General features: G+C 69.8%; 21 protein-coding genes. 17 read left to right on the top strand and 4 right to left on the bottom strand.

Features of this window, described 5'->3' with window-relative positions; translation table 11 throughout:
* Window positions 1–135: 135 nt before the first annotated feature.
* The 3 genes from GO606_RS07090 to adeC are packed head-to-tail and all read left to right on the top strand — an operon-like array spanning window position 136 to window position 5,940.
* A complete protein-coding gene (locus GO606_RS07090) occupies window positions 136–1,347 on the top strand; it encodes an efflux RND transporter periplasmic adaptor subunit (protein ID WP_211166577.1) in 1,212 nt (403 codons plus the stop codon).
* Window positions 1,348–1,357: 10 nt separating this feature from the next.
* Window positions 1,358–4,519 carry an efflux RND transporter permease subunit gene (locus GO606_RS07085; protein WP_169117991.1) on the top strand — a complete coding sequence of 1,054 codons (3,162 nt, stop codon included), beginning with the start codon at window positions 1,358–1,360 and terminating at the stop codon, window positions 4,517–4,519.
* Window positions 4,519–5,940: an AdeC/AdeK/OprM family multidrug efflux complex outer membrane factor gene (adeC, locus tag GO606_RS07080; RefSeq protein WP_169118028.1), complete on the top strand. Its 1,422-nt coding sequence runs from the start codon at window positions 4,519–4,521 to the stop codon at window positions 5,938–5,940. Before GO606_RS07085 ends, adeC begins: the two co-directional genes overlap by 1 nt.
* Before the next feature lie 43 nt (window positions 5,941–5,983).
* Here the strand turns inward: adeC and GO606_RS07075 are convergent, their stop codons facing one another.
* From GO606_RS07075 to GO606_RS07060, 4 genes are all read right to left on the bottom strand, one after another.
* Window positions 5,984–6,511 carry a Dps family protein gene (locus tag GO606_RS07075; protein WP_169117990.1) on the bottom strand — a complete coding sequence of 176 codons (528 nt, stop codon included), beginning with the start codon at window positions 6,509–6,511 and terminating at the stop codon, window positions 5,984–5,986.
* Between the two features lie 144 nt (window positions 6,512–6,655).
* Window positions 6,656–9,424, bottom strand: coding sequence for an Hsp70 family protein (locus GO606_RS07070; RefSeq protein WP_169117989.1), 2,769 nt, complete (start codon window positions 9,422–9,424; stop codon window positions 6,656–6,658).
* Between the two features lie 5 nt (window positions 9,425–9,429).
* Window positions 9,430–11,274, bottom strand: coding sequence for an Hsp70 family protein (locus GO606_RS07065; RefSeq protein WP_169117988.1), 1,845 nt, complete (start codon window positions 11,272–11,274; stop codon window positions 9,430–9,432).
* Entirely contained in the window at window positions 11,271–11,834 is a 564-nt protein-coding gene (locus GO606_RS07060; RefSeq protein ID WP_169117987.1) for a DUF2760 domain-containing protein, read from the bottom strand. The genes GO606_RS07065 and GO606_RS07060 overlap by 4 nt, the downstream gene beginning before the upstream one ends.
* 221 nt (window positions 11,835–12,055) lie before the next feature.
* Here GO606_RS07060 and GO606_RS07055 point away from each other — a divergent pair, with 221 nt between their 5' ends.
* From GO606_RS07055 to GO606_RS06995, 14 genes are all read left to right on the top strand, one after another.
* A complete protein-coding gene (locus GO606_RS07055; protein WP_169117986.1) occupies window positions 12,056–12,784 on the top strand; it encodes a glutathione S-transferase in 729 nt (242 codons plus the stop codon).
* A gap of 95 nt (window positions 12,785–12,879) precedes the next feature.
* Complete coding sequence (locus tag GO606_RS07050) at window positions 12,880–13,119, top strand: hypothetical protein (RefSeq protein ID WP_169117964.1); 240 nt, start codon at window positions 12,880–12,882, stop codon at window positions 13,117–13,119.
* Window positions 13,120–13,260: 141 nt separating this feature from the next.
* Window positions 13,261–15,396, top strand: coding sequence for a TonB-dependent receptor plug domain-containing protein (locus GO606_RS07045; RefSeq protein WP_169117985.1), 2,136 nt, complete (start codon window positions 13,261–13,263; stop codon window positions 15,394–15,396).
* Between the two features lie 48 nt (window positions 15,397–15,444).
* A complete protein-coding gene (locus tag GO606_RS07040) occupies window positions 15,445–17,382 on the top strand; it encodes a carotenoid biosynthesis protein (protein ID WP_169117984.1) in 1,938 nt (645 codons plus the stop codon).
* 35 nt (window positions 17,383–17,417) lie between these two features.
* Entirely contained in the window at window positions 17,418–18,014 is a 597-nt protein-coding gene (locus GO606_RS07035) for a YfiR/HmsC family protein (protein ID WP_169117983.1), read from the top strand.
* On the top strand, window positions 18,001–20,838 hold the full coding sequence (locus GO606_RS07030; RefSeq protein ID WP_169117982.1) for a hybrid sensor histidine kinase/response regulator: 2,838 nt from the start codon (window positions 18,001–18,003) through the stop codon (window positions 20,836–20,838). The genes GO606_RS07035 and GO606_RS07030 overlap by 14 nt, the downstream gene beginning before the upstream one ends.
* Window positions 20,831–21,766, top strand: coding sequence for a GGDEF domain-containing response regulator (locus tag GO606_RS07025; protein WP_169117981.1), 936 nt, complete (start codon window positions 20,831–20,833; stop codon window positions 21,764–21,766). Before GO606_RS07030 ends, GO606_RS07025 begins: the two co-directional genes overlap by 8 nt.
* 108 nt (window positions 21,767–21,874) lie before the next feature.
* The gene (gene pqqB / locus GO606_RS07020; protein WP_169117980.1) at window positions 21,875–22,810 is read left to right on the top strand and encodes a pyrroloquinoline quinone biosynthesis protein PqqB; all 936 of its coding nucleotides are present in this window, start codon (window positions 21,875–21,877) and stop codon (window positions 22,808–22,810) included.
* Complete coding sequence (pqqC, locus tag GO606_RS07015) at window positions 22,807–23,574, top strand: pyrroloquinoline-quinone synthase PqqC (RefSeq protein WP_169117979.1); 768 nt, start codon at window positions 22,807–22,809, stop codon at window positions 23,572–23,574. The genes pqqB and pqqC overlap by 4 nt, the downstream gene beginning before the upstream one ends.
* Before the next feature lie 58 nt (window positions 23,575–23,632).
* Entirely contained in the window at window positions 23,633–23,755 is a 123-nt protein-coding gene (pqqA, locus tag GO606_RS22090; protein ID WP_211166576.1) for a pyrroloquinoline quinone precursor peptide PqqA, read from the top strand.
* A 61-nt stretch (window positions 23,756–23,816) separates the two neighbouring features.
* Window positions 23,817–24,101 carry a pyrroloquinoline quinone biosynthesis peptide chaperone PqqD gene (pqqD, locus tag GO606_RS07010; protein WP_169117978.1) on the top strand — a complete coding sequence of 95 codons (285 nt, stop codon included), beginning with the start codon at window positions 23,817–23,819 and terminating at the stop codon, window positions 24,099–24,101.
* Between the two features lie 89 nt (window positions 24,102–24,190).
* The gene (gene pip, locus GO606_RS07005) at window positions 24,191–25,087 is read left to right on the top strand and encodes a prolyl aminopeptidase (RefSeq protein WP_246979427.1); all 897 of its coding nucleotides are present in this window, start codon (window positions 24,191–24,193) and stop codon (window positions 25,085–25,087) included.
* 137 nt (window positions 25,088–25,224) lie between these two features.
* On the top strand, window positions 25,225–26,370 hold the full coding sequence (gene pqqE / locus GO606_RS07000) for a pyrroloquinoline quinone biosynthesis protein PqqE (protein WP_169117976.1): 1,146 nt from the start codon (window positions 25,225–25,227) through the stop codon (window positions 26,368–26,370).
* 105 nt (window positions 26,371–26,475) lie between these two features.
* Window positions 26,476–26,979: a urate hydroxylase PuuD gene (locus tag GO606_RS06995; protein WP_169117975.1), complete on the top strand. Its 504-nt coding sequence runs from the start codon at window positions 26,476–26,478 to the stop codon at window positions 26,977–26,979.
* Window positions 26,980–26,983: the final 4 nt, after the last annotated feature.

Genomic DNA, 26,983 nt, shown 5'->3' with positions numbered 1-26,983 from the left:
ATGTATTGCATCGATCTTGCACTGCGGAAAATCCTAACATAGAATGGTCATTCTAGAATAAACATTCTATTTTTGCACCCCACCCGGACGGTGCGCACTTTCCGGCACCGGTCCAACCATTTCGAGAGGCGATTCATGGGGATCAACGGCAATCGGCTGTTCCGGCCAGTGGCCATTGCACTGGCAAGCGCCGTGCTGCTCGCTGCCTGCGGGAGCGACAAGCAACAGGGCTCGGCAGACGCCGCTGCGCCCCCCCCTCCTGCCCCGACAGTGACCGTCGTCACCGTACACACCGAAGCGGTGCCGCTCGTCGTCGAGTTGCCGGGGCGCACGGCGCCTTACCTGATCGCCGAAGTGCGTCCGCAAGTCACGGGCATCATCAAACAGCGCCCATTCACCGAAGGCAGCGACGTCAAGGCGGGCCAGGTGCTGTACCAGATCGATCCCGCGACTTATCAGGCTACCTACGCCAGCGCCAAGGCGAACCTCGCACGCGCCGAGGCGAATGTTTACGCCGCGCGCCTCAAGGCCGACCGCTACGCCGACCTGGTCAGGATCAACGCCGTGAGCAAGCAGGCTTTTGACGACGCCACGGCCGCGCTGCAGCAGGGCCAGGCTGAAGTCGCGGCCGCGAAGGCGGCGATCGACAAGGCGAAAATCGACCTCGAATTCACCCGCGTCACGTCGCCGATCGCCGGGCGCATCGGCCGTTCCGCGGTCACGCCCGGCGCGCTGGTGACGGCGAACCAGAGCCAGGCCCTCGCCACGGTGCAGCAGCTCGACCCGATCTACGTCGACGTCACCCAGTCGAGCAGCGAGCTGATCCGCATGAAGCGCGATCTGGCCGAAGGCAGGCTGCAACGGGCAAGTGGCGACACCGTACCCGTGCGCCTGGTGCTGGAGGACGGCAGCGTCTTCGGCGCCGAAGGCAGGCTCGCGTTTTCCGAGGTCTCCGTCGATCCAGGCACCGGCAGCGTGACGCTGCGCGCGGTGTTCCCGAATCCGCACGCCGAACTGCTGCCCGGCATGTATGTGCGCGCGCGGCTCCCGCAAGGCGTCAAGAGCGACGCCGTGCTCGTGCCGCATGCGGCGCTCAGCCACGATCCGCGCGGCAACGCCCAGGTCATGGTCGTCGATGGCGAAAGCAAGGTCGAGGCGCGCAGCGTCACCGCCGAGCAGTCGCTCGGCGACAAATGGGTCGTGACCGCCGGCCTCGCCGAGGGCGACCGGGTGATCGTCGAAGGGCTGCAGCGCGTGCGCCCCGGCGCCCAGGTGCAGGTGACCGAAGCCGGCGCGACCCCTCCCGCGGCAGCAAACGCTCCCCCTGCCGCCGCGCAGAAGAACTGAGGACGCGACGATGGCACGCTTTTTCATCGACCGACCGATCTTCGCGTGGGTCATCGCGATCGTCATCATGCTCGCCGGCGCGCTGTCGATCCTGACGCTGCCGGTGTCGCAGTACCCGTCGATCGCCCCTCCGACGGTCGTCATCAACGCCAGCTATCCCGGTGCGTCGGCGAAAGCCGTGGAGGATTCGGTCACCCAGATCATCGAACAGAAGATGACCGGTCTCGACGGCCTGCTGTACATGAAGTCGTCGTCGGATTCATATGGCCGCGCCTCGCTGACGCTGACTTTCGACGCCGGCACGAACCCCGACATCGCGCAGGTGCAGGTGCAGAACAAGCTGCAACTAGGCTTGCCGCTGCTGCCGCAGCCGGTGCAGCAGCAAGGCGTGCAGGTCGCCAAGTCGACCGCCAACTTCCTGATGGTCGTCGGCTTCGTGTCGCAGGACGGCAGCCTCAAGCAGGTCGACCTGGCCGACTTCCTCGTCTCGTCGGTGCAGGATCCGCTGTCGCGCGTCACCGGCGTCGGCGAAGTCCAGGTGTTCGGCTCCCAGTACGCGATGCGGGTGTGGCTCGACCCGGCGAAGCTGGTGAAGTTCGGCCTCACGCCAGGCGACGTCCAGGCGGCGATCCGTGCCCAGAACAACGAAGTTTCCGCCGGCCAGCTCGGTGGTACGCCCGCGGTGGAGGGACAGGGTTTTACCGCGTCGATCACGGCACAGAGCCGGCTGGAGACAGTCGGGCAGTTCGAGGACATCCTGCTGCGCAGCTCGGCCCAAGGCGGCGAAGTGCGACTCGAAGATGTCGCACGCATCGAGATCGGCGCCGAGAACTACGGCACCGTCGGCCGCTACAACGGTCAGCCCGCGGCCGCGATCGGCATCAAGCTCGCCGCCGGCGCGAACGCACTCGACACCGCGACGGCGGTGCGGGCACAGCTCGACCGGATGGCCCCGTACTTTCCCGCCGGCGTGGAGGTGGTGGTGCCTTACGACACCACGCCTTTCGTCGCGATCTCGATCCAGGGCGTCGTCAAGACGCTGCTCGAAGCGATCGCGCTGGTGTTCCTCGTGATGTACCTGTTCCTGCAGAACATCCGCGCGACGCTGATCCCGACGATCGCGGTGCCGGTGGTGCTGCTCGGCACTTTCGGCGTGATGGCGGCGTTCGGCTTCACGATCAACACGCTGACGATGTTCGGCCTGGTGCTCGCGATCGGCCTGCTCGTCGATGACGCGATCGTCGTCGTCGAGAACGTCGAGCGCGTCATGAGCGAGGAAGGCCTGTCGCCGAAGGAGGCGACGAAGCGCTCGATGGACCAGATCACCGGTGCGCTGGTGGGCATCGGCCTCGTGCTGTCGGCAGTGTTCATCCCGATGGCGTTCTTCGGCGGCTCGACCGGCGTCATCTACCGGCAGTTCTCGATCACCGTCGCCGCGGCGATGGCGCTGTCGGTGCTGGTCGCGATCATCTTCACGCCGGCGCTGTGCGCGACGATGCTCAAGCCGGTCGAGAAAGGCCACGAGCACGGCGAAGGCGGCTGGTTTTCGGGCTTCTTCCACTGGTTCAACGGGATGTTCGCGCGCAACACGCGGCGCTACGAGTCGACGGTCGGGCGCATCCTGCACCGCAGCCTGCGCTTCCTCGCGATCTATCTGGCGATCATTGCCGTGCTCGCGCTGCTGTTCCTGCGCATGCCGACCTCGTTCCTGCCCGAGGAGGACCAGGGCGTGATGTTCAGCCAGGTCACGTTGCCGGCCGGCGCGACGCAGGATCGCACGCTGGCGGTGCTGAAGAAAGTCGAGGACCATTTCCTCGAGACCGAAAAGGACACGGTGCGCTCGATCTTCACCGTGGCCGGTTTCAGCTTCGGCGGCAGCGGGCAGAACATGGGACTCGCGTTCATCAACCTGCAGGACTGGGACGAGCGGCAAGAACCGGGAATGGACGTCAAGTCGGTGGCCGGGCGCGCGATGGGCGCGTTCGCGCAGATCCGCGAAGCGATGGTGTTCGCGTTCGTGCCGCCGGCCGTGCTCGAGCTCGGCACCGCGAGCGGCTTCAACATTTTCCTGCAGGATCGCTCCGGCCTCGGCCACGATGCGCTTCTTGGCGCGCGCAACCAGTTCCTCGGCCTCGCTGCGCAGGACAAGCGGCTCGTCGGGGTGCGGCCGAACGGCCAGGACGACATGGCCGAATTCCGCCTCGACATCGACCACGCCAAGGCCGGCGCGCTCGGCGTCTCGGTCGCGGACATCAACGAGACGCTGGCAACAGCATGGGGCGGCACGTACGTGAACGACTTCCTCGATCGCGGCCGCATCAAGAAAGTCTATCTGCAGTCCGACGCGGACGCGCGCATGAAGCCTGAAGACCTTGCCAAGTGGTACGTACGCAACCGCCAGGGCGAGATGGTGCCGCTGTCGGCGTTCGCCACCGCGCACTGGAGCTACGGCTCGCCTCGCCTCGAACGCTACAACGGCCAGCCGGCAGTCGAAATCCTCGGCCAGGCGGCGCCAGGCCTGTCGTCGGGCGACGCAATGGCCGCGGTCGAGGAGATCATGGCGAAGCTGCCTGCCGGCATCGGCTACGAATGGACCGGCACCTCGTACGAGGAGCGCCGTTCCGGAGCGCAGGCGCCGGCGCTGTATGCGCTGTCGCTCTTGGTCGTGTTCCTGTGTCTGGCAGCGCTGTACGAGAGCTGGTCGGTACCGTTCGCGGTGATGCTGGTAGTTCCGCTCGGTGTGCTCGGGGCGCTGCTCGCGGCGACCGGGCGCGGCCTGTCGAACGACGTCTATTTCCAGGTCGGCCTGCTCGCGACGATCGGCCTGTCGGCGAAGAACGCGATCCTGATCGTCGAGTTCGCGAAAGCGCAGATGGAGCACGAAGGCAAGGAGCTCGTCGCCGCGACGCTCGAAGCGGTGCGCATGCGGCTGCGCCCGATCCTGATGACTTCGCTCGCGTTCGGCCTCGGCGTGCTGCCGCTGGCGATCTCGACCGGCGCCGGCTCGGGCAGCCAGAACGCGATCGGCACCGGCGTGCTCGGCGGCACGATCGCCGCGACCGTGCTGGGCATCTTCTTCATTCCGCTGTTCTACGTCGTGATCATGCGCATCTTCAAGAAAAAGCCGGCTCCGCCCGCAACCATCGCACCCGTCGCCGAGGAGGCCAAATGATGACCCGACTGCGCCTCCTGACCGCCGCGCTGGCCGCCACTGTCGCGAGCGCATGCTCGACGCTGGCGCCGGACTACCAGCGGCCGGCCGCACCGGTCCCGGCATCCTTCCCGCAGGTGCCGGACACGGTTTCGGCCAGTGCTGCCGCAGCCGACGCGCTGCCGTGGCGCGATTTCTTCGCCGCGCCCGGCCTGCGCGAGCTGATCGCGCTGGCGCTCGACAACAACCGCGACCTGCGCGTAGCGGCTCTCAACATCGAGCGTGCCCGCGCGCAGTACCGCATCCAGCGCGCCGACCTGTTCCCGGCGATCGGCGCGAGCGGCGGCCAGAACGCGCAGCGTCTGCCCGCGGACCTCGTGCGGAGCAACGGCGGCGGCAACGGCGATGCGACGATCAGCCGGCAGTACAGCGCGACGATCGGCTTCTCGGTGTGGGAGCTGGATTTCTTCGGCCGCCTGCGCAGCCTCAACGAGCAGGCGCTGGAACTGTACCTCGGCACCGAGGAGGCGCGCCGCAGTGCGCAGATCAGCCTCGTCGCGGAAGTCGCGAACGCGTGGCTGACGCTCGCCGCCGACCGCGAGCGCCTCGCGCTGGCGCGCAACACCTACCAGACGCGGCAGGAGTCGTTTGAACTGACGCGGCGCAGCTTCGAGGCCGGCGCGGTGTCGGCGCTCGACCTGCGGCAGGCCGAGACGCTGCAGGAAGACGCCCGCGCCGACGCCGCCCGTTTCGCTGCGCTCGTCGCACAGGACGAGAACGCGCTCGCGCTGCTCGCCGGCACGCGCGTTCCGCCCGAACTGCTGCCGCCGCAGCTTGCCGACACGCTGACCGCCGTCGCCGAGCTGCCGGCCGGCGTGCCGTCCGAAGTCCTCGTGCGCCGTCCCGACATCCTCGAGGCCGAGCGCCGGCTGCGCGCGGCCAATGCCAACATCGGCGCGGCGCGGGCCGCCTTCTTCCCGTCGATCACGCTGACCGCGGCAGCCGGCAGCGCGAGCAGCACGCTCGACGGCCTGTTCTCGAGCGGCTCCGGCACATGGAGCTTCGTGCCGCAGATCCGCATCCCGATCTTCGAGGCCGGCCGCCTGCGCGCGAACCTCGACGTCGCCGAGATCCAGCGCGACATCAACGTCGCGCAGTACGAAAGGGCGATCCAGGGCGCGTTCCGCGAAGTCGCCGACGCGCTGGCCGAACGCGCGACGCTCGCCGAGCAGCTCGACGCGCGGCGCCGCCTCGTCGAAGCGACCGCCGAAAGCTTTCGGCTGTCCGAGGCGCGCTACAAGGGCGGCGTCGACAGCTACCTCGGCCTGCTCGATGCGCAACGCACGCTGTACGGCGCCCAGCTCCAGCTGATCGCCGTGCGCGAATCCGACGCGGCGAACCGCATCGCGCTGTACAAGGCGCTCGGCGGCGGCTGGCAGTAAATCGCGAGGCGCCGGCGCAGGCTGCGGGGGCGCAGGAGGTCGTTCAGTCTTCGAGCAGGCTGCGCAGCATCCACGCGGTCTTTTCGTGGACTTCGAGGCGCTGCGTCAGCAGATCGGCGCTCGGCTGGTCGTTCGCGTCGTTGACGACCGGGAACAGGCTGCGCGCGGTGCGCGCGGTCGCTTCCTGCGCGGCGACGAGGCTGCGGACCATCTCGAGCGCTTTCGGCACCCCTTCGATTTCCTTGATCGAAGCGCGCTCGACGAATTCCCGGTAGGTCCCCGGCGCGGGAAACCCGAGCGCGCGGATGCGTTCGGCGATCAGGTCGAGCGCGGTCCATTGCTCGGTGTACTGCTGCATGAACATCACGTGCAGCGTGTTGAACATCGGCCCGGTGACGTTCCAGTGGAAGTTGTGCGTCATCAGGTAGAGCGTGTAGCTGTCCGCGAGCAGCGCCGACAATCCGTCCGCGATCTTCGCGCGGTCGACTTCGCTCAGCCCGATGTCGATCCTTGCCACCCCTCTTTCCACCTTCTCCTGCTTCTCCTGCTTGTCCTGTTTCTTCGATGCCATAGTGTTCTCCTTGTTGAAAGCAAACGAAAACCGGTGCATTGCACCTGCAGGACTATATACGGGATGCAGCGGCGCGACACAGGACGCAGGCATTGCCGCGGCGATGCGCAGCGCAAATGACGGCATGCCGGGAGGGTTGCGCACTCAATGGTCGAGCAGTTGCAGGCCCGGCGGCAGCGATTCACCGAACGCGCGCCATTTCTCGGCCTCCTCGAGCACGACGACTTCGCGCACCATCGCGGTCCAGCTCGGCGGGGCGTTGATCGCCGCGAGACGCCGCGCCACTTCGTCGCGCAGCTCTGCCGGCAGGTCGCGCGAGCGGTCGCCGGTCATGCGCCCGATCTGCGCGGCGGCGAACGCGGCCGGCTCGATGCGCTTCCAGTCGAGCGCGAGGATCGCGCCGAGCCAGCGCGCCGCGACGTCGGCCGGCACGACGTTGTGCGCGCTGCCGTACAGCGGCTCACGCGCGCCAATGCGCCCGACCGCCCACCACGCGTTGTGCTTTTCCGCAGGTTTCTGCAGCCGCTCGATCAGCCATTCGCCGATCTCGATGCGATGCTCGACTTCGACCCGCTCGAGCGACGCGGCCAGGCGCACGAGATCCTCGAGGCTGCCTCGCGTCCCGACCGGCTGGTGGGCGCGGCGCGCGGCGTCGTCGGCTTCGAGCTGTTCGCCCGCCGCCTGCAGCACGAGCAGCTGTTCGGGCGCGCCCAGGCCGCCTGCCGCGCGCCGCCACAGCGTCCACCATTCCGACCAGTTCTGCCGCTCCCGCACGTACTGGATGCCCTGCGCGAACAGCGTCCACAGCTGCTCGACCCGCCAGTCGTCGAGCGGATAGCCGAGCCCGGGGCGCAGGCAGTAGCCGGCGAGGTTCAGCCACAGCCGCTCGTGCTCGGCCGAGCGGCGCCGGCGGCGCACGCGCTCCCACAGCACGTCGAACAATGCGCGCAGCAGCGGCACGTCCCAGCTTTCGCGCTTGCCGAGCAGGTGGTCGAGCTGGCCGCGCAACTGGCGCACTTCCTTGCCGCTGAGGTCGTGCGAGCGCGAGCCGAAGACGCGGTCGACCGCTTCGACCGCGTCGGCGAAGCGCGGCGGCAGCGCCGCGACCGTCTCCGCCTGCGCTGCGCCGTCGCCGCGCAGCTGGAACGCCAGCAGCCAGCGGCGCGCGGGCTCGACGAGGCTGACGCAATGCATGTCGAGCGTGCCGACTTCGGTCATCGCGGCGACGATTCGTACCGGCACGTCGACGGCGCCGCTGCCCGCCGACGGGATGACGGTCGCGATCGGCGGCAGGCGCACGAAGTCGTCGCCGGCGATGTCGACGAGGTCGCCTGCCCGATGGGGCGTATCGGCGGCCGACGACACGAGGTGGAACTGCACCGGCTGGCCGAGCTTCAGCGCGAAGCTGCGCTCGGGCAGATGGACTTCGACGCCCTCCTCGGTGCCGCGCGGCAGCACGCACACGCCGCGCCGCGACGGCCCGTCGCCCTCGATGACGAGAAAGTAGCTGCGCGGCGAGCCGCCGCCGATGCGCGGCCCGTGGCCGGCGCGCACCAGCGCGTACGCGACGGCGCCGCGTGCGACCGCGACGTCCGGGTCGTCGTTGTGCAACAGGCGCAGCGCCTGGCCGCGCCAGCCGCCGAGCACGTGCTGCAGCCGCTCGCTCAGCGCAACGGCGCGGAACACACCGCCATTGAGCAGCACGGTGTCGGGCACCGGCAGTTCGGGCGCTTCGGGCGCGTCCGCACCGAGCGCTTCGCGCGCCGCGGCGGCATGCCGTTCCAGAAACGCCGCGAGGTGGCGCGTGATCGCGGGATCGGCCGGATACGGCAGGCCGAACTCGACGATGCCGGCGCGCCGCCGGGCGGGCCGCGCGTCGGCGCCGATGCGTGGCAGGAAGCCGTCGACGATCAGGTGCTCGACCTCGTCGCGTGCGAGCTCGACCGAGCGCGCGCCGCCGACGAGCCGGCTGCCGGCACCGAGCAACGTCACCGTCACGCGCTCGGGCGCGGCCGGGCCGAGCAGCTGCTCCTTCGCACCGCGGCAGCGCTGCAGGAGCTGCGAGAAGCGCGCCGCGGACAGCTTGCCCTCGGCCGCGCCGAGGCGCGCTTCGACGACATGCGCGAGCGCGAGATCCATGTTGTCGCCGCCGAGCATCAGGTGGTCGCCGACGCCGATGCGGGTCAAGCGCGGTTCGCCGTCCTCCACGGCGACGCGGATCAGCGTGAAGTCCGTCGTGCCGCCGCCGACGTCACAGACCAGGATCAGCCGCGTCGCCTGCAGTTCCGCCGCGAGGCTCAGGCGATGGCGGAACAGCCAGTCGTAGCACGCCGCCTGCGGCTCCTCGAGGAGGCGCAGCGCCGGCAGCTGCGCGAGCCGCGCCGCTTCGAGCGTCAGCGCCCGCGCCCCTTCGTCGAACGACGCGGGCACGGTGAGCACGACCTGCTGGCGCTCCAGCGGCGCGTCCGGGAAGCGCGCATTCCACGCTGCGCGCACATGCGCGAGGTAGCTTGCGCTTGCCGCGACCGGCGACACTTTCGCGATGTCGTCGCCGGCGCCCCACGGCAGGATCGGCGCGCCGCGATCGACGCCGGCGTGCGACAGCCAGCTTTTCGCGCTCGCGACGAGCCGTCCCGGCACCTGCGCGCCGAGCTCGCGCGCGAGCGTGCCGACGACGACCGGCTCGACGCCGGCGACATCGCTCACCGCCCACGGCAGCTGCAGGTCGTCCGGGCTCAGCTCGCTGGGGCCGGGGTGATAGCGCAGCGACGGCAGCAGCGATCGCGCCGCGACCTGGCCAGGGGCGACGAGCTGATCGATCGGCAGCAGCGCGATATCGTCGTCGCCCGGCGCCGCGTACGCGACAACGGTGTTGCTGGTCCCGAGGTCGATCCCGACGAGGTAAGGTTTCACGGCATTCAGGACTGTCCGCCGCGCACGTCGAACGACACTTTCCAGCGCGCGCTGCCGTCGGCGGGCAGCGCTTCGAGCTCCAGCGTGCCGGCTTCGGTGACGCGCGCATGCAGCTTCACGCGCACAATCTCACCCGCGGCGCGGCCTTCGGCCGGCAGGCTGGCCTCGATCTCCTCGAGCTCCTGCAGCTCGTCCGGCCCCCAGAAGTCGAGCAGCGTGCCGACTTCGTCCTGGCGCCGCACCGACGAACCAAAAAAGCGGAACCGCACCGGTTCGCCGACGATCAGGCCGAACTCCTGCGCCGGCAGCTGCGCCTCCGTTCCCTCTTCCATGCCGAACGGCGCCAGGCACAGCGCCTGGATCGGCGGCTCGACGCCCGGCACCGCCGGCATCGCGGACTCGACCGCGACGTAGTACGCCCGCGCAGTGCCGCCGCGGATGCGCACGCCGCGCCCGCGCCGCACGTAGCCGTAATACGCCGCGCCGCGCGCGACGGCGAGATCGAGATCGGCGCGCTGCAGCACGCGCACCGGCGCGGCGCCTTCGGCTTCGAGCCAGCCGTTGAGCGTCGCCAGCACGCGGTCGGCGAGCAGCGCGGACTTGAACACGCCGCCGTTGAACAGCACCGCGGTCGGATGCAGGAAGCTCGCGTCGGCCGGATGAAGCGCGCCGAACCCTTCGAGCTCGGCGGTCGCGCCGAGCTGGCGGCCGAGGAACGCCGCGAGGTGGCGCGTGATCGCCGCATCCTGCGCATACGGCAGGCCGAGCTGCGTGAGAGCGGCGCGGGCGCGCGACAGCGGGCGGTCGCTGACCTGGGCCGACGGGAAAAAGCCGTCCACGATCGTCGCGGTCAGCGTCTCGCGGCCGAGCTCGGTGCGGATCGAACCGCCGATGAGCTTCGAGCCGCGGCTCGGCACGACGATCGGCACGGCGTCGACCGTCGGGTCGCCGAGCAGCGTCTCCTTCGCGCCGCGGCACGCGTGCGCGAGCGCGCGCATCTGCCACGCGTCGAGCTGCGTGCCCGCCGTGGCGAGCTTGCGCGCGACTGCGTAGGCGAGCGCGAGGTCCATGTTGTCGCCGCCGAGCAGGATGTGCTCGCCGACCGCGACGCGGTGCAGTTCGAGGTTGCCGTCGCGTTCGACGACGGCGATCAGCGACAGGTCGGTCGTGCCGCCGCCGACATCGACGACGAGGATGACGTCGCCGGGCTCCGCCTCGTCGCGCCAGTGCCCTTCGCTCATCTGGATCCAGCTGTACAGCGCCGCCTGCGGTTCCTCGAGCAGCGTCATGTGGCGATAGCCGGCAGTGGCCGCGGCTTCCGCGGTCAGCTCGCGCGCGGCCGGATCGAACGACGCCGGGATCGTCACGGTGATGTCCTGCTCGTCGAACGGCGCGTCGGGCTGCGCGTCGTTCCACCCATCGCGCAGGTGCGCGAGGTAGCGGATCGACGCTTCGAGCGGCGAAATCCGCGCGACTTCGTCCGGCGCGTCGCTCGGCAGGATCGCCGCCTTGCGGTCGACGCCCGGATGGCACAGCCAGCTCTTCGCGCTCGACACGAGACGGATCGGCGTGCCGGCGCCGCGCGAGCGCGCGAATTCGCCGACGACGTAGTCCTGCGCGCTCGTCCACGGCAGCGTCAGGTCGCCTTCGCCCAGCTCGTTCTCGTGCGGCAGGTAGAGGAAGGACGGCAGCAGCGGCAGCGCCTCGACGGCGCCAGGGCCGGTCAGTTGCGGAATCTGCAGCACCTGCTGCGCGGCATGTTCGCCGTCGCTCGCGGCGATGTCGACGTACGACAGCGCGCAGTGGGTCGTGCCGAGGTCGATGCCGATGACGAAACGCGGCTCGCTCATAGCTCCACCTCCGCCTGCGCGATGATCGATGCGTCATGATGTTCGGCGAGCTTCGGCAGGCGTGCGTCGGTGACGCGCCAGCCACGGTGGCTGATCGTGCCGGTGAACGGCGGCTTGCCGACGACGTTGCCGGTGACGCGGATCGCGGCAGCATCGAAACCGTCGGCGAGCGTCACGCGGCTGCCTTCGGCGTCGGCGCGCACCGGTTCGATGCTGAAATGCTCGCCCAGCACCTTGCGGCAGCCGGCGTGCACGAGCCGCGCCGCGCCGCCGACATCGGCGTCGGAATAGGCGGCGATGTCCTCCGCGACGAAGTCGACGAGGCGCGCTTCGCGCTGCAGCATGCCGAGCAGCTGCAACGCGGCTTCGTGCGGCACTTCGCGCAGCGGACGGACGTCCGGGGCGGGTTCAGCGGCGGCCGGGGCGGCCGGGGCGGCGACGTCGGCACCCGCGCGCAGCCGCATCACCTGCGCGGCGAAGTCGCGGTTGCCGATGATCGAGAAGAACGCGCCGAACGCGAGCGACAGTCGGCGCATCAAAGAAGGAGGGGTCTGAGCCATCAATTAGGTCCTGTGGTGGTCGCGTCATCCGCGGCGCGGAATGCCCGACGCCGGAGGATATTGCGACGCAATATAGTCGATTCCTCGACTGACGCCCACAATGACAACGAGACCGGCCGAGCCCCCGCCAGCGGGTGGATCGTACCATTGCTGCCGGACCTGCGCGCCAGCCACGACACCGGTAACGCCGCCGGCCTCGCTCACTGCGGGAGAACGTCCTCATGCGCTACGAACTGTATTACTGGCCGTCGATCCAGGGGCGCGGCGAATTCGTTCGCCTGCCGCTCGAAGAAGCGGGCGCCGACTACCTCGACGTCGCCCGCCTGCCCGAGGAAAACGGCCGGGGCCTGCCGGCGCTGCTGCGGCTGCTCGACGGCGAGTCGCTGGAACACGTGCCGTTCGCGCCGCCGTTCCTGAAAGCGGGGGACATGCTGATCGGCCAGACCGCGAACATTCTGCTGTATCTCGGCCCGCGGCTCGGCCTCGCGCCGAAAACCGAGGCGGGACGGCACTGGGCGCACCAGCTGCAGCTGACGATCGCCGACCTCGTCGGCGAAGTCCATGACACGCACCACCCGATCGCGGGCAGCCTGTATTACGAGGACCAGAAGCCCGAAGCGCAGCGCCGCGCGAAGGACTTCACGCAGAACCGGCTGCCGAAGTTCCTGCGCTATTTCGAGCAGGTCCGCGCGCAGAACAGCTTTCGCAGCGGCTACCTCGTCGGCGACACGCTGTCGTACGTCGACCTGTCGCTGTTCCAGATCGTCGCAGGCCTGCGCTACGCGTTCCCGCGCGCGATGTCGCGCGTCGAACCGGGCTGCCCGGGCCTCGTCGAGCTTCACGAGCGCGTCGCCCGGCGCCCGCGCCTCGCCGCCTATCTCGCGTCGGATCGGCGCCTGCCGTTCAGCGAAGAGGGCATTTTCCGCCATTACCCGGAACTCGACCGTTAGGCCGAACTTCGACGTCGCGAGATACTGGATCCCGCGTCAGCAACGGGACCCAGCTATTGGGCGGCGTGGCCGTACCCAGGGCGGAGGAGGTGTTCGTGGTCGAGCGTCTGGTGGTGTGCCGCAACCCCTTGCTGACCGAGGAGCGGGCGAGAAAGCGCACGGAGTTGCTCGCCGCGACCGAGGCCGAGCTCATGCAGGATCTCGCCACGCTCGCCTACAACGTCACCCACACCACGTTGAATCCGAACGCCAAGATCGTGCTCACCGCCCGGCCGACGCCCTTGCAGGAAAAGGCCTTCCAACTCCTCGGCGTCACCCCCGCGCGTACCCAGTAGCCGGCCGGCAGCGCCGCCAAAAAATCGAAACTGGCAGTTATTAGTTCGCAGCAGTCAAAGTTCGGGAAGGAGTAGTATCCCCGCGCCTCGGCATGATCCGCGACGGGCGCGATCCACGATGCGCCGGGGACAAGGGGAGAAATGAAGAAAGCCGTACTCCGGCATTGCCTGCTGGGCCTGTTGTCGTTCACCGCCTGCGCCCAGGCCGCGCCGGACCAGGATGCGCCGGCCGGGGGCGAAGAGTCCGCCGAGTTGCGCGACCTCCTGGCGGTCCTCGACCAGCAGACCGAGATCGCCACCCGGACGAAGATGAACGCCGACTACGTGCCGGGCCTCGTCACCGTCCTGCTCGGCGACGAGCTGGAAGCGCTGGGCGCGCGCACGGTGTGGGAGGCGCTGCGCCTCGTGCCCGGCATCGAGCCCTCGACCGACCAGATCGGCGGGCGCCAGACGCTGGTGCGCGGCGTGGGCGGCACCTTCGCCTCGGGCAACATGAAGATCCTGCTCAACAGCCAGTCGATGAACTCGGCCCTGTCGGCCAACGCCAATCCGGTGCTCAACATGCCGATCGAGCAGGTCGGCCAGATCGAGGTGATCCGCGGCCCGGGCTCGGCCATCCACGGCGAGTTCGCCTACGCGGGGGTGATCAACGTGATCACCCGCAAGGACGCCGACGGCGTGTTCGCGCGCGCCGGCCGCTTCGACACCTACGGCGCCGGGGGCTTCCGTCACTGGCGCTCGGAGGACGGCCGGAGCGGCGGCAGCATGAGCTTCGGCGGCTGGCACAGCCGAGGGGCGAGGGTTGGTTCCGGGCAGGATGCGCTCTCCGGCATCCCGGTGGACCCGGCCGGCATTCCGGTGAACCCGCTGCTGAACGGCACGCTGTCGAACGCGCCCGGTCCGGTGAACGACGAGATGGAACAGCGCTCGCTGCTGGTGGACCTCTACCGCGACGAGTATTCCCTGTCCGCGAGCTACGTCGAGGACGGCAACGGCGACCACTTCGGCACCGTCAACGTGCTGTCCCAGCCGGACGACGGCATCGCCTACCGCAACCGCTACTTCATGGTGAACGGCAAGGGCGGCTGGCGCCCGTCGGAGACGCTCGCCACCGAGCTGCGCCTGGGCTGGCAGTACTACGAGAACCGCTTCGACTTCCGCCTGTTGCCGGCGGGCCTCACCTGGTTCACGCCCCTCCCGGCCGTCCTGCCGGAAGGCTGGTGGGCAAAGGGCTATTACGACGAACAGCGCCTGTCCGCCGAGTACGACATGCACTGGAGCGGCTGGCGGGACCACAACTGGCTGCTGAGCCTCGGCGCCACCCACATCGCCGCCGGCGACGCCTGGGTGGAAAGCAACCTCGACCCGCTCACGCGGACCCCCCTGCCCGCCCCGCGGCGCTCCACGGCGGACGAAGGCGCACAGTGGGCCGACGACGGCAGCACGCGGCGGATCCTCAGCCTGACGCTGCAGGACGAGTACCGGCTGAGCGACGACGTCACCGTCACCGCCGGCTTGCGCTACGACGACTACGACGACGTGGGCGACAAGCTGTCGCCGCGCCTCGCGGCGGTCTGGCGGCTCGACCGCCGGCACATCCTGAAGGCGCAGTACGCGGAAGCGTTCCGTCCGCCGACCTTCTACGAGATGGCGATGGCGGAGGCGGGGACGGAGCTTTCTCCCGAGACGATCAAGACCACGGAGTTCGCGTACATCTACAAAGGTCCGGCCACCGGAGGCCGCGCGACCCTCTTCCACTCGCGGCTGAAGGACCTCATCGTCGGCAGCCGCATCCTCCAGTACCGCAACGCCCCGGGGGTCGAGGTCGATGGCGTCGAGCTGGAGCTCGACCAGCGCCTGACGAGCCGGCTCCGGCTCAAGGCCAACATTACCCTCTCCGATGCCGAGCACTCGGACACCGGTGACGCCGTGGCCGGGGCGGCCGACCGCCTCGCCAACCTGGCACTGGTCTTCCAGCCGACGGCGACGCAGACCTACAGCCTGTGGCTGCGCCACGTCGGCGAGCGCGCGCGCGAGGCCGGCGACCCGCGCCACAGGCTGTCGGGCTACGAGACCGTCGACGCCACCACGAGCTTCGGCAACGTCGGCGTGCGCGGCCTCACGCTGCGGCTGGGCGTGAGCAACCTGCTGGACGAGCGCGTGCGCTATCCCGCATTCCTCACCCGGGACGTGGCCGATCAGCCGATTCCCTCCTACGCCGGCGACTACCCCCAGCCGGGCCGCGCCGGCTGGGTGCAGCTCTCGTACCGCATGTGACGCAGCGGCCCCGCCCCCGGAACACAAAAAAACTAACGAGGAATTCCGATGCAGCCCGCCGATCCCGCGACCGCCTTCATCATCATCCAGATCCTGAACTACCTGCTCACCGCGGTGCTGCTCGTCCACACGTGGCGGCACGAGCGCCCGCTCTTCTACCTCATCCCGGCGGCGATCCTGTTCGGCTTCATCGTCGAGTACTCGCAGGTCGTCAAGTCGCCGCCGCCCTACTACTACACCGAATCCCTCGTGTGGCTGCCGGGCCCGGTGCCCCTGTCGATCATCCTGAGCTGGGGCACGATCATCTACGCGGCCCTGCGCACGGCGCGCGCGCTGGCCCTGCCGGCGACGCTGGTGCCGATCGCGGCGGGGCTGCTGGCGACCGTGATCGACCTCGTCTGCGATCCGGCCTTCGTCTCCCTCGGCGTGTGGGTGTGGGCCGAGCCCGGCGCCTGGTTCGGCATCCCGTGGGACAACTACGTCGGCTGGTTCGTCATCGGCGCGAGCTACACCGCGATGCTGGAGCTCGCGGGCCGCGTCGGCCACGGCAAGGCCTGGTGGACCGCCGCCGCGCCCTTCCTCGCGATCGTTCCGGCCTTCCTGATCTTCGTCGCGGTGATGCTCGGCTATCTGTGGCTAGTGGGGCGCCACTTCGTCGACGAGGCCACCATCGTCGCGCTCTTCTTCGGCACCTGGGTGACGCTGCTGCTGGCCAGGCTCGGGCGCATGCGCGGCGACGTCCCGGTGGACGGCTGGCGCCTCGCCCCGCCGGCCTTCGTCTTCGCCGTCTCGCTGGCGATCCTGTTCCTCACCCCGCTGCACGCGAAGCAGCCGGAGCTCGCGCTCGTGATACCCGCCTTCGCCCTGCTCGGCATGGCGGGCTACCTGTGGCCCAGCCGGCAGGTGCTCGGCCTGGCGCGGGCCGGCGGGACCGGCGCGGCACACACCCGCCGGCGCTACCTCGTGTGGGCCTTCCTCGCCGGGCTGCTGCCGGCGCTCGGGCTCGCGGCCTTCGCGCCGCACCGGGGCCTGATCGGCGCGATCGAGCTGCCCGGGGACGACGTCTTCCTGCCCGACGAGAAGGTGCAGTGGTGGTACTGGACCGGCCACCTGGAGTCGGAGGAAGGCCGCCGCTTCGGCTTCGAGGTGGTGTTCTTCACCTTCGACAGCTTCCTGGTGATGCGCGACCAGCTCACCCAGGTCGCCATCACCGACGTGGACGGCGACAAGTTCCACTTCGCCGAGCATCTCAAGTTCCACCTGCCCGCGCGCACCACGGACCGCTTCGCGCTCACCGCCGGGCCCGGCGACATCATCCGCGCGACCGGCGACGCCAACGGCGACCGCCTGCGCAGCGAGGTGGGCGGCTACGTCCTCGACCTGGAGCTCGCACCCACCAAGGCGCCGGTGCTGCACTACGGGGGCGACGCCCACCCCTACCGCTACGGCGGCTACACCTACTACTACTCGCGCGTGCGCATGGAGACGCGCGGCACCATCACGGTCGGCGGCAAGACCTACAAGGTGAGCGGCGCGAGCTGGTTCGACCGCCAGTACGGCGAGCTCTACCAGGCCATCGTCAAGGGCTGGCAGTGGTTCGCCATCGACCTCGCCGACAACCGCCAGATCATGCTCTACGACATCCTCGGCAAATCCAACGCGGGCGAGCGCACCGGCTCCGTCACCGACGCCGGCGGCAACACCCGGACGCTGTCGGGGCACCAGTTCCAGGTCGAGATCCTGGGCCACTGGACCAGCCCGCACACCGGCTGCACCTATCCCTCGGGCTGGCGTGTTACCGTGGAAGGCGAGAGCTTCGAGGTCCAGCCCATGGTCAAGGACCAGGAACTGCGCGCCCGCCACGGCTACTGGGCGGGGCCGGAGTACTGGGAAGGCGCCTCCAGCGTGACGGGGGCGGTGCCCGGCAAGGCCTACGTGGAGCTCAACGGCTACTGCCGCGGCGTCGAGGGCTCGCTGGACCTCTGACCCGACGTTTGCCCGCGGCCCCGACACCGACCCGAATGAGCCTGATGGGCAAAATCCGATTCCGCACCCGACGCGCAGCGAGAACGCTGCTGTGCGCGCTGCTGGTGCTCGGCTCGCCCTGGCTCGGCGCGAACGCCGCCGATGAGCAGGACGCCCGGCGCATCGCCGTCGGGCTCAACGTCTTCCCCACCTTCCTCGCCGCCGACCAGGATATCGCGGCCAAGCGCGCGGGCGAGGGCCCGCTGCTGCTGCTCGTGGTGCACCGCGACGAACCCGGGCTGGCCGAGCGCTCCGCCGACGGCCTGCGCGACAAGGGGACGATCCGCGGCATCCCGCTGAAGGTGGAGGCCGTCGCCCTGTCGCGCCTCGCGCACTACGCCGACGCGGACGTGGCCGGCGTCTTCGTCGTCCAGCGCCTGGGCGAGGATCTCCCGCAACTGCTCGCCTTCGGCCGCCGCCACAAGCTGCTCACCTTCTCGCCCTTCGAGGGGGACGTCGAAAAGGGCATCGCCGCTGGCATCGTAGTCGGCGACCGGGTGCTGCCCTACGTCAACCTCGCCGCCGCCGCCGCCGCTGGCATCCGTATCAAACCCTTCTTCCTGCGCATCGCCGAACGCTATGAGCAACCCTAGGCCTCCCGAACGCCAACTGAGGCGGCTGCCCGCCGCGGCCGCAGTCACGCCGCTCTTCCTCGCGGCCAGCCTCTTCCTGGCGGCGCTCCTCGCGTTCTACTGGTTCGGCGTGCTCGCCCCCAAGCTGGACGCCAACGCGCGCGCCAACGCCACCGCGCTTGCCAACTCCCAGGCCCACGCGCTCGTCGACGCGATCCAGACCGGCGAGCCCGAAGCGGCGCGCCGCCGCCTGTCCGACGTCATGGACGAGATTCTCATCGCGGCCGAGCCGACCACCGGCGCCCCAGTCTTCATCGCCCTCAAGACCGAGCTTGACTACGACGTCCTCGACGCCCCGGCGGGCTCGCTCGACATCGACAAGGCGACCGGACGCTGCGGCGATTGCCTGGTGATCGAAGTGCCGCTCTATGCGAGGACCACGCGCGAGCTGCTGGGTATCGCCGAATTCCGCGCCAACCTGCTGTTCCTCGTCGAGCTCAAGGCCGACGTGCGCGCCAAGCTCACGGCCGGCGCCGCCCTCCTGCTGGTCGTGATCGCCGGGATCTGGTGGGCGGTGTCAAACCTGCTGAAGAAGATCACGCGCAGCGAGGACAACCTGCGCGCCGTGTTCGACGCCGCCCCGGTGCCGATGGCTGTGATCGGCAACGCGGACGGGCGCATCGTGCGCGGCAACCAGGCGGTGGCCGACCTCTTCGGCGTCGAGCGGGCCAAGCTCGGGGATCTGCCCGCGGCCCCCTTCCATCGCCTGCGGCCGGACGAGGCGCCCCTCTTCGGGCCGGGCACCTGCCCTGCCGGGGTGGAGGGTCGCGAGATCGAGATCGAGGACAAGCGGGGACAGCGCCATTGGGTACTCGCCTCGTCGCACCCGATCGAGTTCTTCGACGTGCCGGCGCACATCCTGAGCTACGCCGATATCACCACGCTGAAGAACATCCACCGCGAACTCATTGAGGCGAAGGAGGCGGCCGAGGCGGCCACCCGCGCGAAGAGCGCCTTCGTGGCCAACATGAGCCACGAGATCCGCACCCCCATGAACGCGGTCATCGGCTTTTGCCACCTCGCCCTCGGCACGGCGCTCGACGAGCGCCAGCGCGACTACATCCAGAACATCCAGAAGGCGGGCCATGCGCTGCTCGGCGTGATCAACGACATCCTCGACTTCTCCAAGCTCGAGGCCCACAAGATGCAGCTCGCCTGCGTCGAGTTCCGGCCCGCCGAGTTGCTCGACGAAGTGGTCGATCTCTTCCGGGTGATCGCCGACCAGAAGGGGCTGCGCATCGCGGTGACCCTCGACCCCCGAGTGCCGGAGCGGTTGCGGGGCGACCTGCAGCGCCTGCGCCAAGTCGTCACCAACCTCGTCGGTAACGCGCTGGAGTTCACCGAGCGCGGCGGCGTGGCAATCGACGTGACGCCTGCCGGCGCAGACGCAAGCGGCGTGACACTGCGCTTCGCGGTGCGCGACACCGGCATCGGGATTTCCCCTCAGGTGGTCCCCGGGCTCTTCCAGCCTTTCATCCAGGCCGACAGCTCCCTCACCCGCAGCCACGGCGGCACCGGCCTCGGGCTCGCCATCAGCCGCAACCTTGTCGAGCTGATGGGCGGAACGATCGGGGTCGTGAGCACGCCCGGCGCGGGCAGCACCTTCACCTTCACCGCCGTCTTCGCCGACGCGGACGACGCGGACGACGCGGACGAGGCGGACGAGGCGGACGAGGCGGACGACGCCTGCCCGGGCCGCGCCGCCGACGCGGGCGAGCCGCCGTGCGAGGCGCTCGCCGCCATCGCCGGCGCGCAGGTGCTGGTGGTCGAGGACAACCCGCTCAACCAGCGCATCATGCGCGAGCTCCTGGAGAGCATGGGCCTCGCCGTCGCTCTGGCGGGCGATGGCCGGGAGGCCGTCGCGGCGGTCGCAGCCGGACCCTTCGACCTCGTACTGATGGACCTCCAGATGCCGCAAGTCGACGGCTACCAGGCGACCGCCCGGATCCGCGCCGAGCCCGAGCACGACGGCCTGCCGATCGTGGCCATGACCGCCCACGCCCTCCCCGAGGACCGCGCCCGCTGCCTCGCCGCGGGCATGAACGACCACCTCACCAAGCCCATTGACCCGGATGCGCTCGCGCGCATGCTCCTCGCCTGGATCACGCCCGGGGATCGCCGCCCGGCCGCGCCGGGCGCAGATCGCACGCTGGCGCCGGGCGAAGCCGCAAGCCCGCTCCCGGACGCGCTGCCCGGCATCGACGCCGCCGCCGGCCTGCGCCGGGTCGCCCACAACCACGCTCTTTACTTGCGTCTGCTGGTCGATTTCCGCCACGATCACCGGGACAGCGCGGCGCGCCTGGAGGAGGCGCTCGCAAGCGGAGACAGCGCGTCGGTCCTGCGCATCGCCCACAACCTGAAGGGCACCGCCGGCAACCTCGGCGCGACCGGGCTGCAGCAGCGGGTCCATGAGCTGGAGCGTGCCGCGCGCGCGGCAAGCGGCGTCGATGCCGAGCTCGCCGCGGTGAAGGCCGAGCTCGCCCGGGTGACGGCGGGCCTTGCCGCCCTGGCGCCCCCCGCGGCGAGCGCCCCGGAAGGCGGCACGCTGGCGCCGGACGCCTTCGCCGTCGGCGCCGCCGCGCTCGCGCCCCTGCTGCGGGAGGGAAGCTTCCGCGCGGCAGAGCGCCTCGCCCCGCTCGGCGAGGCGCTGGCGGGACGCACGCCGCAGCTCTTCGCCGAGCTCGAAGCGCACGTCCTGACTTTCGACTACGAGGCAGCCGAGCAGACCCTGCAGCGGCTGGCGGACCACCTCGACCGCGTCCCCGGAGAGACCGCGCATGAATAGCGCCCTGCCCCGCGTCCTGATCGTCGACGACGAGCGCTCCAACATCAACATCCTGGGGAACCTGCTCGCGCCCGACTACGAGGTGGTCGTCGCCATCGACGGGGCCTCCGCGCTGCGCCGCGCGCGGGCCGCGACGCCGCCCGACATCATCCTCCTCGACGTGATGATGCCGGACATGAACGGCTACGACGTGTGCCGGCTGCTCAAGGCGGACGCGGCCACGCGCGACATCCCGGTGATCTTCATCACCTCCATGGGGGAGGAGGACAACGAGGCGTACGGCCTCGACATCGGCGCCGTGGATTACGTGGCCAAGCCCTTTTCGCCCGCCATCCTCAAGCGCCGCATCCAGACCCACGTGGAGCTGAAGCGCCTGCGCGACCACTACCAGCACCTCTCGGCCACCGACCCGCTGACCGGCATCGCGAACCGGCGCCGCTTCGACGAGGCCTACGCGGCCGCCTGGCAGAGCGCGCTGCGCCGGCACGAGCCCCTCGCCCTGATCATGCTCGATGTGGACCGCTTCAAGGCGTACAACGACCACTACGGCCACCCGGCGGGGGACCGCTGCCTGCAGCGGGTCGCCCGCGCACTCCACGGCTCGCTGGTGCGCGCGGACGACCTGCTCGCGCGCTACGGCGGCGAGGAATTCGTGTGCCTCCTGCCGGCGACCGACCTCGCCGGGGGCGAGGCGGTGGCGCGGCGCCTGCACCGGGCGGTGCGCGAGCTCGACCTGCCCCACGAGCACCCGGAGGTGGCGGGCCGGGTGAGCATCAGCGTCGGGGTAGCCGTCGCCTGGCCGGCCGCCGGCGGCGAACCCGAGCGCCTCGTGGCCGAGGCGGACCTGCGGCTGTACGAGGCGAAAGCCGGCGGCCGCGACCGGATCGTCGCCGGCGGCGCCGTTTCCGACGGGTCCGGCCAGGCGTGAAGGCGAGCCCCAGATGCCCGCTGCGCCGTGCGCGCCTCCAGAAAACCATGAGGCGCATTTCGCGATTCGACGTACGCGGGCCTTGCGACGGCGGCTGATACTGGACTCATGAAGATCCTCGTTCTCGGCTCGTCCGCCGGCGGAGGCTTTCCCCAGTGGAATTGCAACTGCCGCAATTGCCACGGCGTGCGCCACGGCACCGTCCGTGCCCGGCCACGCACCCAGTCTTCGATCGCGGTGAGCAGCAACGGCGACGACTGGGTGCTGTTCAACGCCTCCCCCGACCTGCTCGCGCAGATCCGCGCCAACCCCTGCCTGCAGCCCGCCCGCGCATTGCGTGACAGCGGCATCGCCGGGGTGGTGCTCATCGACGCCCAGGTGGACCACACCACCGGACTTTTCATGCTGCGCGAAGGCCAGCCGCTGCCGGTGTGGTGTACCGCGCAGGTGCATGAGGACCTCACCACCGGCAACCCGGTGTTCAATGTGCTTTCCCACTTCTGCACAGTCGTCCGGCACCCGCTGCAGGTGGCGCCGCCGACGCCTTTCACGGTGCCCGGCGTGGCCGGCCTGCGTTTCACGCCGGTGCCGCTCGCGAGCAAGGCGCCGCCGTATTCGCCGCACCGCGACGACCCGCATCCGGGCGACAACATCGGCGTGCTCATCGAGGACGCGGCCAGCGCCCGCAAGGTCTTCTACGCGCCGGGCTTCGGCGCGATGGCGCCGCACCTGCAGCCTTACCTCGCCGGTTCCGACTGCGTGCTGCTCGACGGCACGTTCTGGAGCGACGACGAGATGATCCGGCTCGGCATCTCGACGCGCACGGCGCGCGAAATCGGCCACCTGCCGCAAGCGGGTGCCGGCGGCATGATCGAGTTGCTGTCCGGCTACCCGCGGCCGCGCAAGATCCTGATCCACATCAACAACACCAACCCGATCCTCGACGAGGACTCGCGCGAGCGTGCCGAACTGGCGCGGCACGGCATCGAAGTCGCCGCCGACGGCATGCTGCTCGATTTCGGCCCCGCTGGAGACTTGCAATGAGAATCGACGAAACGGAAGCCTGGAGCGCGGAGGCGTTCGAAGCCCGGTTGCGCGCCTTGGGCGGGTGTTACCACATCCACCACCCGTTCCAGGTGATGATGCACCGCGGCCAGTGCACCCGCGAGCAGATCCGGGCGTGGGTCGCGAACCGCTACTACTACCAGGTCAGCATCCCGATCAAGGATGCCGCGATCCTGTCGAACTGCCCCGACCGCGACGTGCGCCGCCACTGGGTGCAGCGCATCCTCGACCACGACGGCCACGGCGGCGAGGGCAACGAGGGCGGCGGCATCGAAGCGTGGATCCGGCTCGGCGAAGCGGTCGGCCTGGCGCGCGACGAGATCGTCTCCGAGCGCCTGGTGCTGCCCGGCGTGCGCTTCGCGGTCGATGCCTACATCAATTTCGCCCGCCGCAGCACGTGGCAGGAAGCGGCGGCTTCGTCGCTCACCGAGCTCTTCGCCCCGACCATCCACCAGTCGCGCCTCGAACACTGGCCGGAACACTATCCGTGGATCGAAGCCGAGGGCTACGCCTACTTCCGCCGCCGCCTCACCGAAGCGCCGCGCGACGTCGTCAACGGGCTGCGCATCACCCTCGGCCACTTCAACACCCGGGCGCTGCAGGAGCGGGCACTCGAGATCCTGCGCTTCAAGCTCGACCTGCTGTGGTCGATGCTCGACGCGATGATGCTCGCGCACTGCGACGTGCAGATCGCCGGCTGGGGAAAATACACGCCGATGGCCGAAGTTTCCGCCACATCATGATTTTCATTAGCCGATTCCGGCGAAATGCCACTGGCTCCGGAAGGGCGGGCTGCAAATAATGGATCAAGGCGCGGCATGGTGTCGCGCCACCGCTGAGGAGACAAACATGACTTGGGAAACCCCTGCCTACTGCGAGATTCGACTCGGATTCGAAGTCACCGCATACGTGTACGTCCGCTGAACCCGGTCGGGGCGGAACCGGCCTGCCGGCTCCGCCCATTCGCCAAGGACGCCTTGCCGCCATGGAAACCATCGCCCTTTCCGCCGACGCCCGCCCGCGGCTGTCGCCGCATTTCATGTTCCGCTGGGAAGCGAGCCAGGACGCCTACATTCTGCTCTACCCGGAAGGCCTCATCAAACTCAACCTTTCGGCCGGCGAAATCCTCAAGCGCTGCGACGGCGAGCGCACGGTCGCCGCGATCGTCGCCGACCTGCAGGCCGCGTTTCCCGGCCATGGCGAAGAAATCGCCGCCAGCGTCCGGGCGTTCGTCGACCTGGCCTGCGACAAAGGCTGGCTGCGCACCTGATGTCGCCGGGCGATCCGCGCGGCGGCCCGCCTGGCTTCCCGCGTCTGCCCGAGAGCTCGCCGCTCTTTGCCGCAACCCCGCCATTCGCCATGCACCGCCTGGCGGTCGGTCACGGCCACGTGCTGCACGTCGAGGAAATCGGACGTCCCGGCGGCCTGCCGGTGGTCTTCCTGCACGGCGGCCCCGGTAGCGGCTGCACGCCGGCCCAGCGCCGCCTGTTCGACCCCGGCCGCTTTCGCGCGGTGCTTTTCGACCAGCGCGGCTGCGGCCGCAGCACGCCCGCGGGCAGCCTGCGGGCCAACACCACCGCCCACCTCGTCGCCGATATCGAACGCATCCGCCACGCGCTGGGCATCGAGCGCTGGCTGGTGTTCGGCGGCTCGTGGGGCAGCCTGCTGGCACTCGCCTATGCGCAGGCGCATCCCGACGCAGTGTCGGGCCTCGTGCTGCGCGGCATCTTCCTCGGCTCGGCCGCGGAGCTGCGCCGCTACGCGCAGGGCGTCGCCACTCCCGCACCGCACGCGTGGCAGCGCTTCGCCCGGGCCGTGCCGCACGGCGAGCGCGACAATCTGCTCGACGCCTATACCCGCCGCCTGCTCTCGCGCGATGCGCCGACTCGCGTTGCAGCCGCCCGGCACTGGCTCGATTACGAACGCGCGCTGATGGGCGAGGCGCCGCTCGTCGCCGACCTCGACCCGCGGCAGCTCGCCAAGACGCGCATCCAGGCCCATTACCTGTCGCGGGGCTGCTTTGGCGACGCGGATCGCCTGCTGGCAGGCTGCGAACGTCTGCGGCACATCCCGGGCGCCCTCGTGCAGGGCAGCGCCGACCCGGTGTGCCCGCCGCAGGCCGCGGAACGGCTGCATCGGGCGTGGCCGCAAGCCGAGCGGGTCGTGGTCGACGGGGCCGGCCATGGCGCGCTGCAGCCGGCCATCGCCGCCGCCTGCATCGCCGCGCTCGACCGCATCGCGCGCCGCGCCGCCTGAGCGTTGCGCGTCTGCCCCTCCATCGCGTGCCGGCCGATCTCAAGAAAATCGCGAGCTGACGTTCCAGCCTTTCTCGTATCGACCCGAACGCCAGCTGCAAATAATGGTGCTAACGATCAAGGAAACAGGAGAACACGATGCCCAAGGAAACCGGCGGTCTCAGTCTGGACGGACAGGGCAAGCCGCTGTGGCTGTCGCTGGAGCTCACCTACCGCTGCCCGCTTAAATGCAGCTGGTGCAACAACCCGCTCGATTTCGAGGACTACGCCGCGAAGGAGCTGAGCACCGAGGAGTGGAAAAAAGTGCTGCGCGAATCGCGCGAGCTGGGCGCGCTGCAGCTCGGCTTCACCGGCGGCGAGCCGCTGCAGCGCCCGGACCTCGAGGAGCTGGTCGCGTACGCCGACAGCCTGGGTTTCTACACCAACCTCATCACCTCCGGCATCGGCCTCGGCGAGGAGCGCCTGATCGCGCTGAAGAACGCCGGCCTGAAGCAGATCCAGCTGTCCTTGCAGGCGACCCGCGCCGACGTCACCGACGCGCTGGTCGGCGCCCGCGCCCACGCCCGCAAGCTCGAAGCGGGGCGCCTCATCAAGGCCCACGGGTTTCCGATGGTGCTCAACATGCCGGTCTTCCGCCAGAACATCGGCATGACCGGCGAAATGATCGAATGGGCGGCCGGACTCGGCATCGAGTACCTGGAATTCGCAAACATCCAGTACTACAACTGGGCGCTGATGAACCGCGACGAGCTGATGCCGACGCTCGAGCAGGTGCGCGACGCCGAAAAAGTCGTGCAGCAGTGGCGCGACAGGCTCGGCAAGAAGATGACGATCTATTTCGTCATCCCGGACTACTACGAGGGCCGCCCGAAAGCCTGCATGAATGGCTGGGGCGCGATCCACCTGACGATCGCTCCCGACGGCGTGGCGATGCCCTGCCAGGAAGCCCGCGTCATTCCCGGGCTGGAATTCGAGTCGGTGCGGGACCGGCCGCTGGCGTGGATCTGGCACGAGTCGCCGCTGTTCCGCAAATACCGCGGCCTCGACTGGCTGCCCGAACCCTGCGGTTCGTGCGCCGAAAAGGAGAAGGATTTCGGCGGCTGCCGCTGCCAGGCTTTCCTGCTGACCGGCGACGCCGGCAACACCGACCCGGCGTGCAGCCGCTCGCCGCGGCATCAGGTCGTGCAGGACGCGGTCGACGCCGTCGCCAGGCCGCTGCGTTTTCGCAAACCGCTGGTGAGGCGCGCCGCCGGCGCGATGTCCACCGCGTTCCTGGAGACCTGAGATGCGCCATCCCTACGACACCGCGACCGGCACGATCGCGCTCGGCATCGCGCTCACCGCGGTCCTGGCCGCGCTCGTGCGCGTCCTCGCGGGCTGAGGCGCGGCATGGACGCGACGCTCGAGCTCACGCTGCGCTGGGCGCATTTTCTCGCCGGCATCATCTGGGTCGGCCACAACTATTCCAGCGTCGTGCAGCGCCCGACCTGGCGCCCGCTGACGGCCGCCGACCTCATCGACGACCGCAGTCCGCGCTTCCAGGCGCTGCTCAATCGCGAACACGGCTTTTTCCGCTGGGCGTCGGTCGTCACCTGGTGCGCCGGCGTGCTGATGCTGTGGCAGCACGGCTGGCTCGCGGGCGCCGCCGGCCTGCAGGGCAGCCTCGCGCCGATCGGTGTCGGCATGTACATCGGCACGCTGATGATGCTCAACGTCTGGTTCGTGCTGTGGCCGCACCAGAAGAAAGTGCTGGGCCTGGTGCCGGCCGGCATCGAGGAGCGCGTGCGCTGCTCGCGCATCACGCACCTGTCGTCGCGCACCAACACGATGCTGTCGATTCCGCTGCTGTTCTTCATGGCGGCGGGGAGCCACGGCGGCTTCCTGCTCGGCTGACGCG

Origin of the sequence: Aromatoleum anaerobium, from assembly GCF_012910705.2 — a bacterium.
Classification (GTDB): domain Bacteria; phylum Pseudomonadota; class Gammaproteobacteria; order Burkholderiales; family Rhodocyclaceae; genus Aromatoleum; species Aromatoleum anaerobium.
The sequence above is the reverse complement of the archived record's forward strand: the minus strand, read 5'-3'. Positions and strand labels throughout refer to the sequence as shown.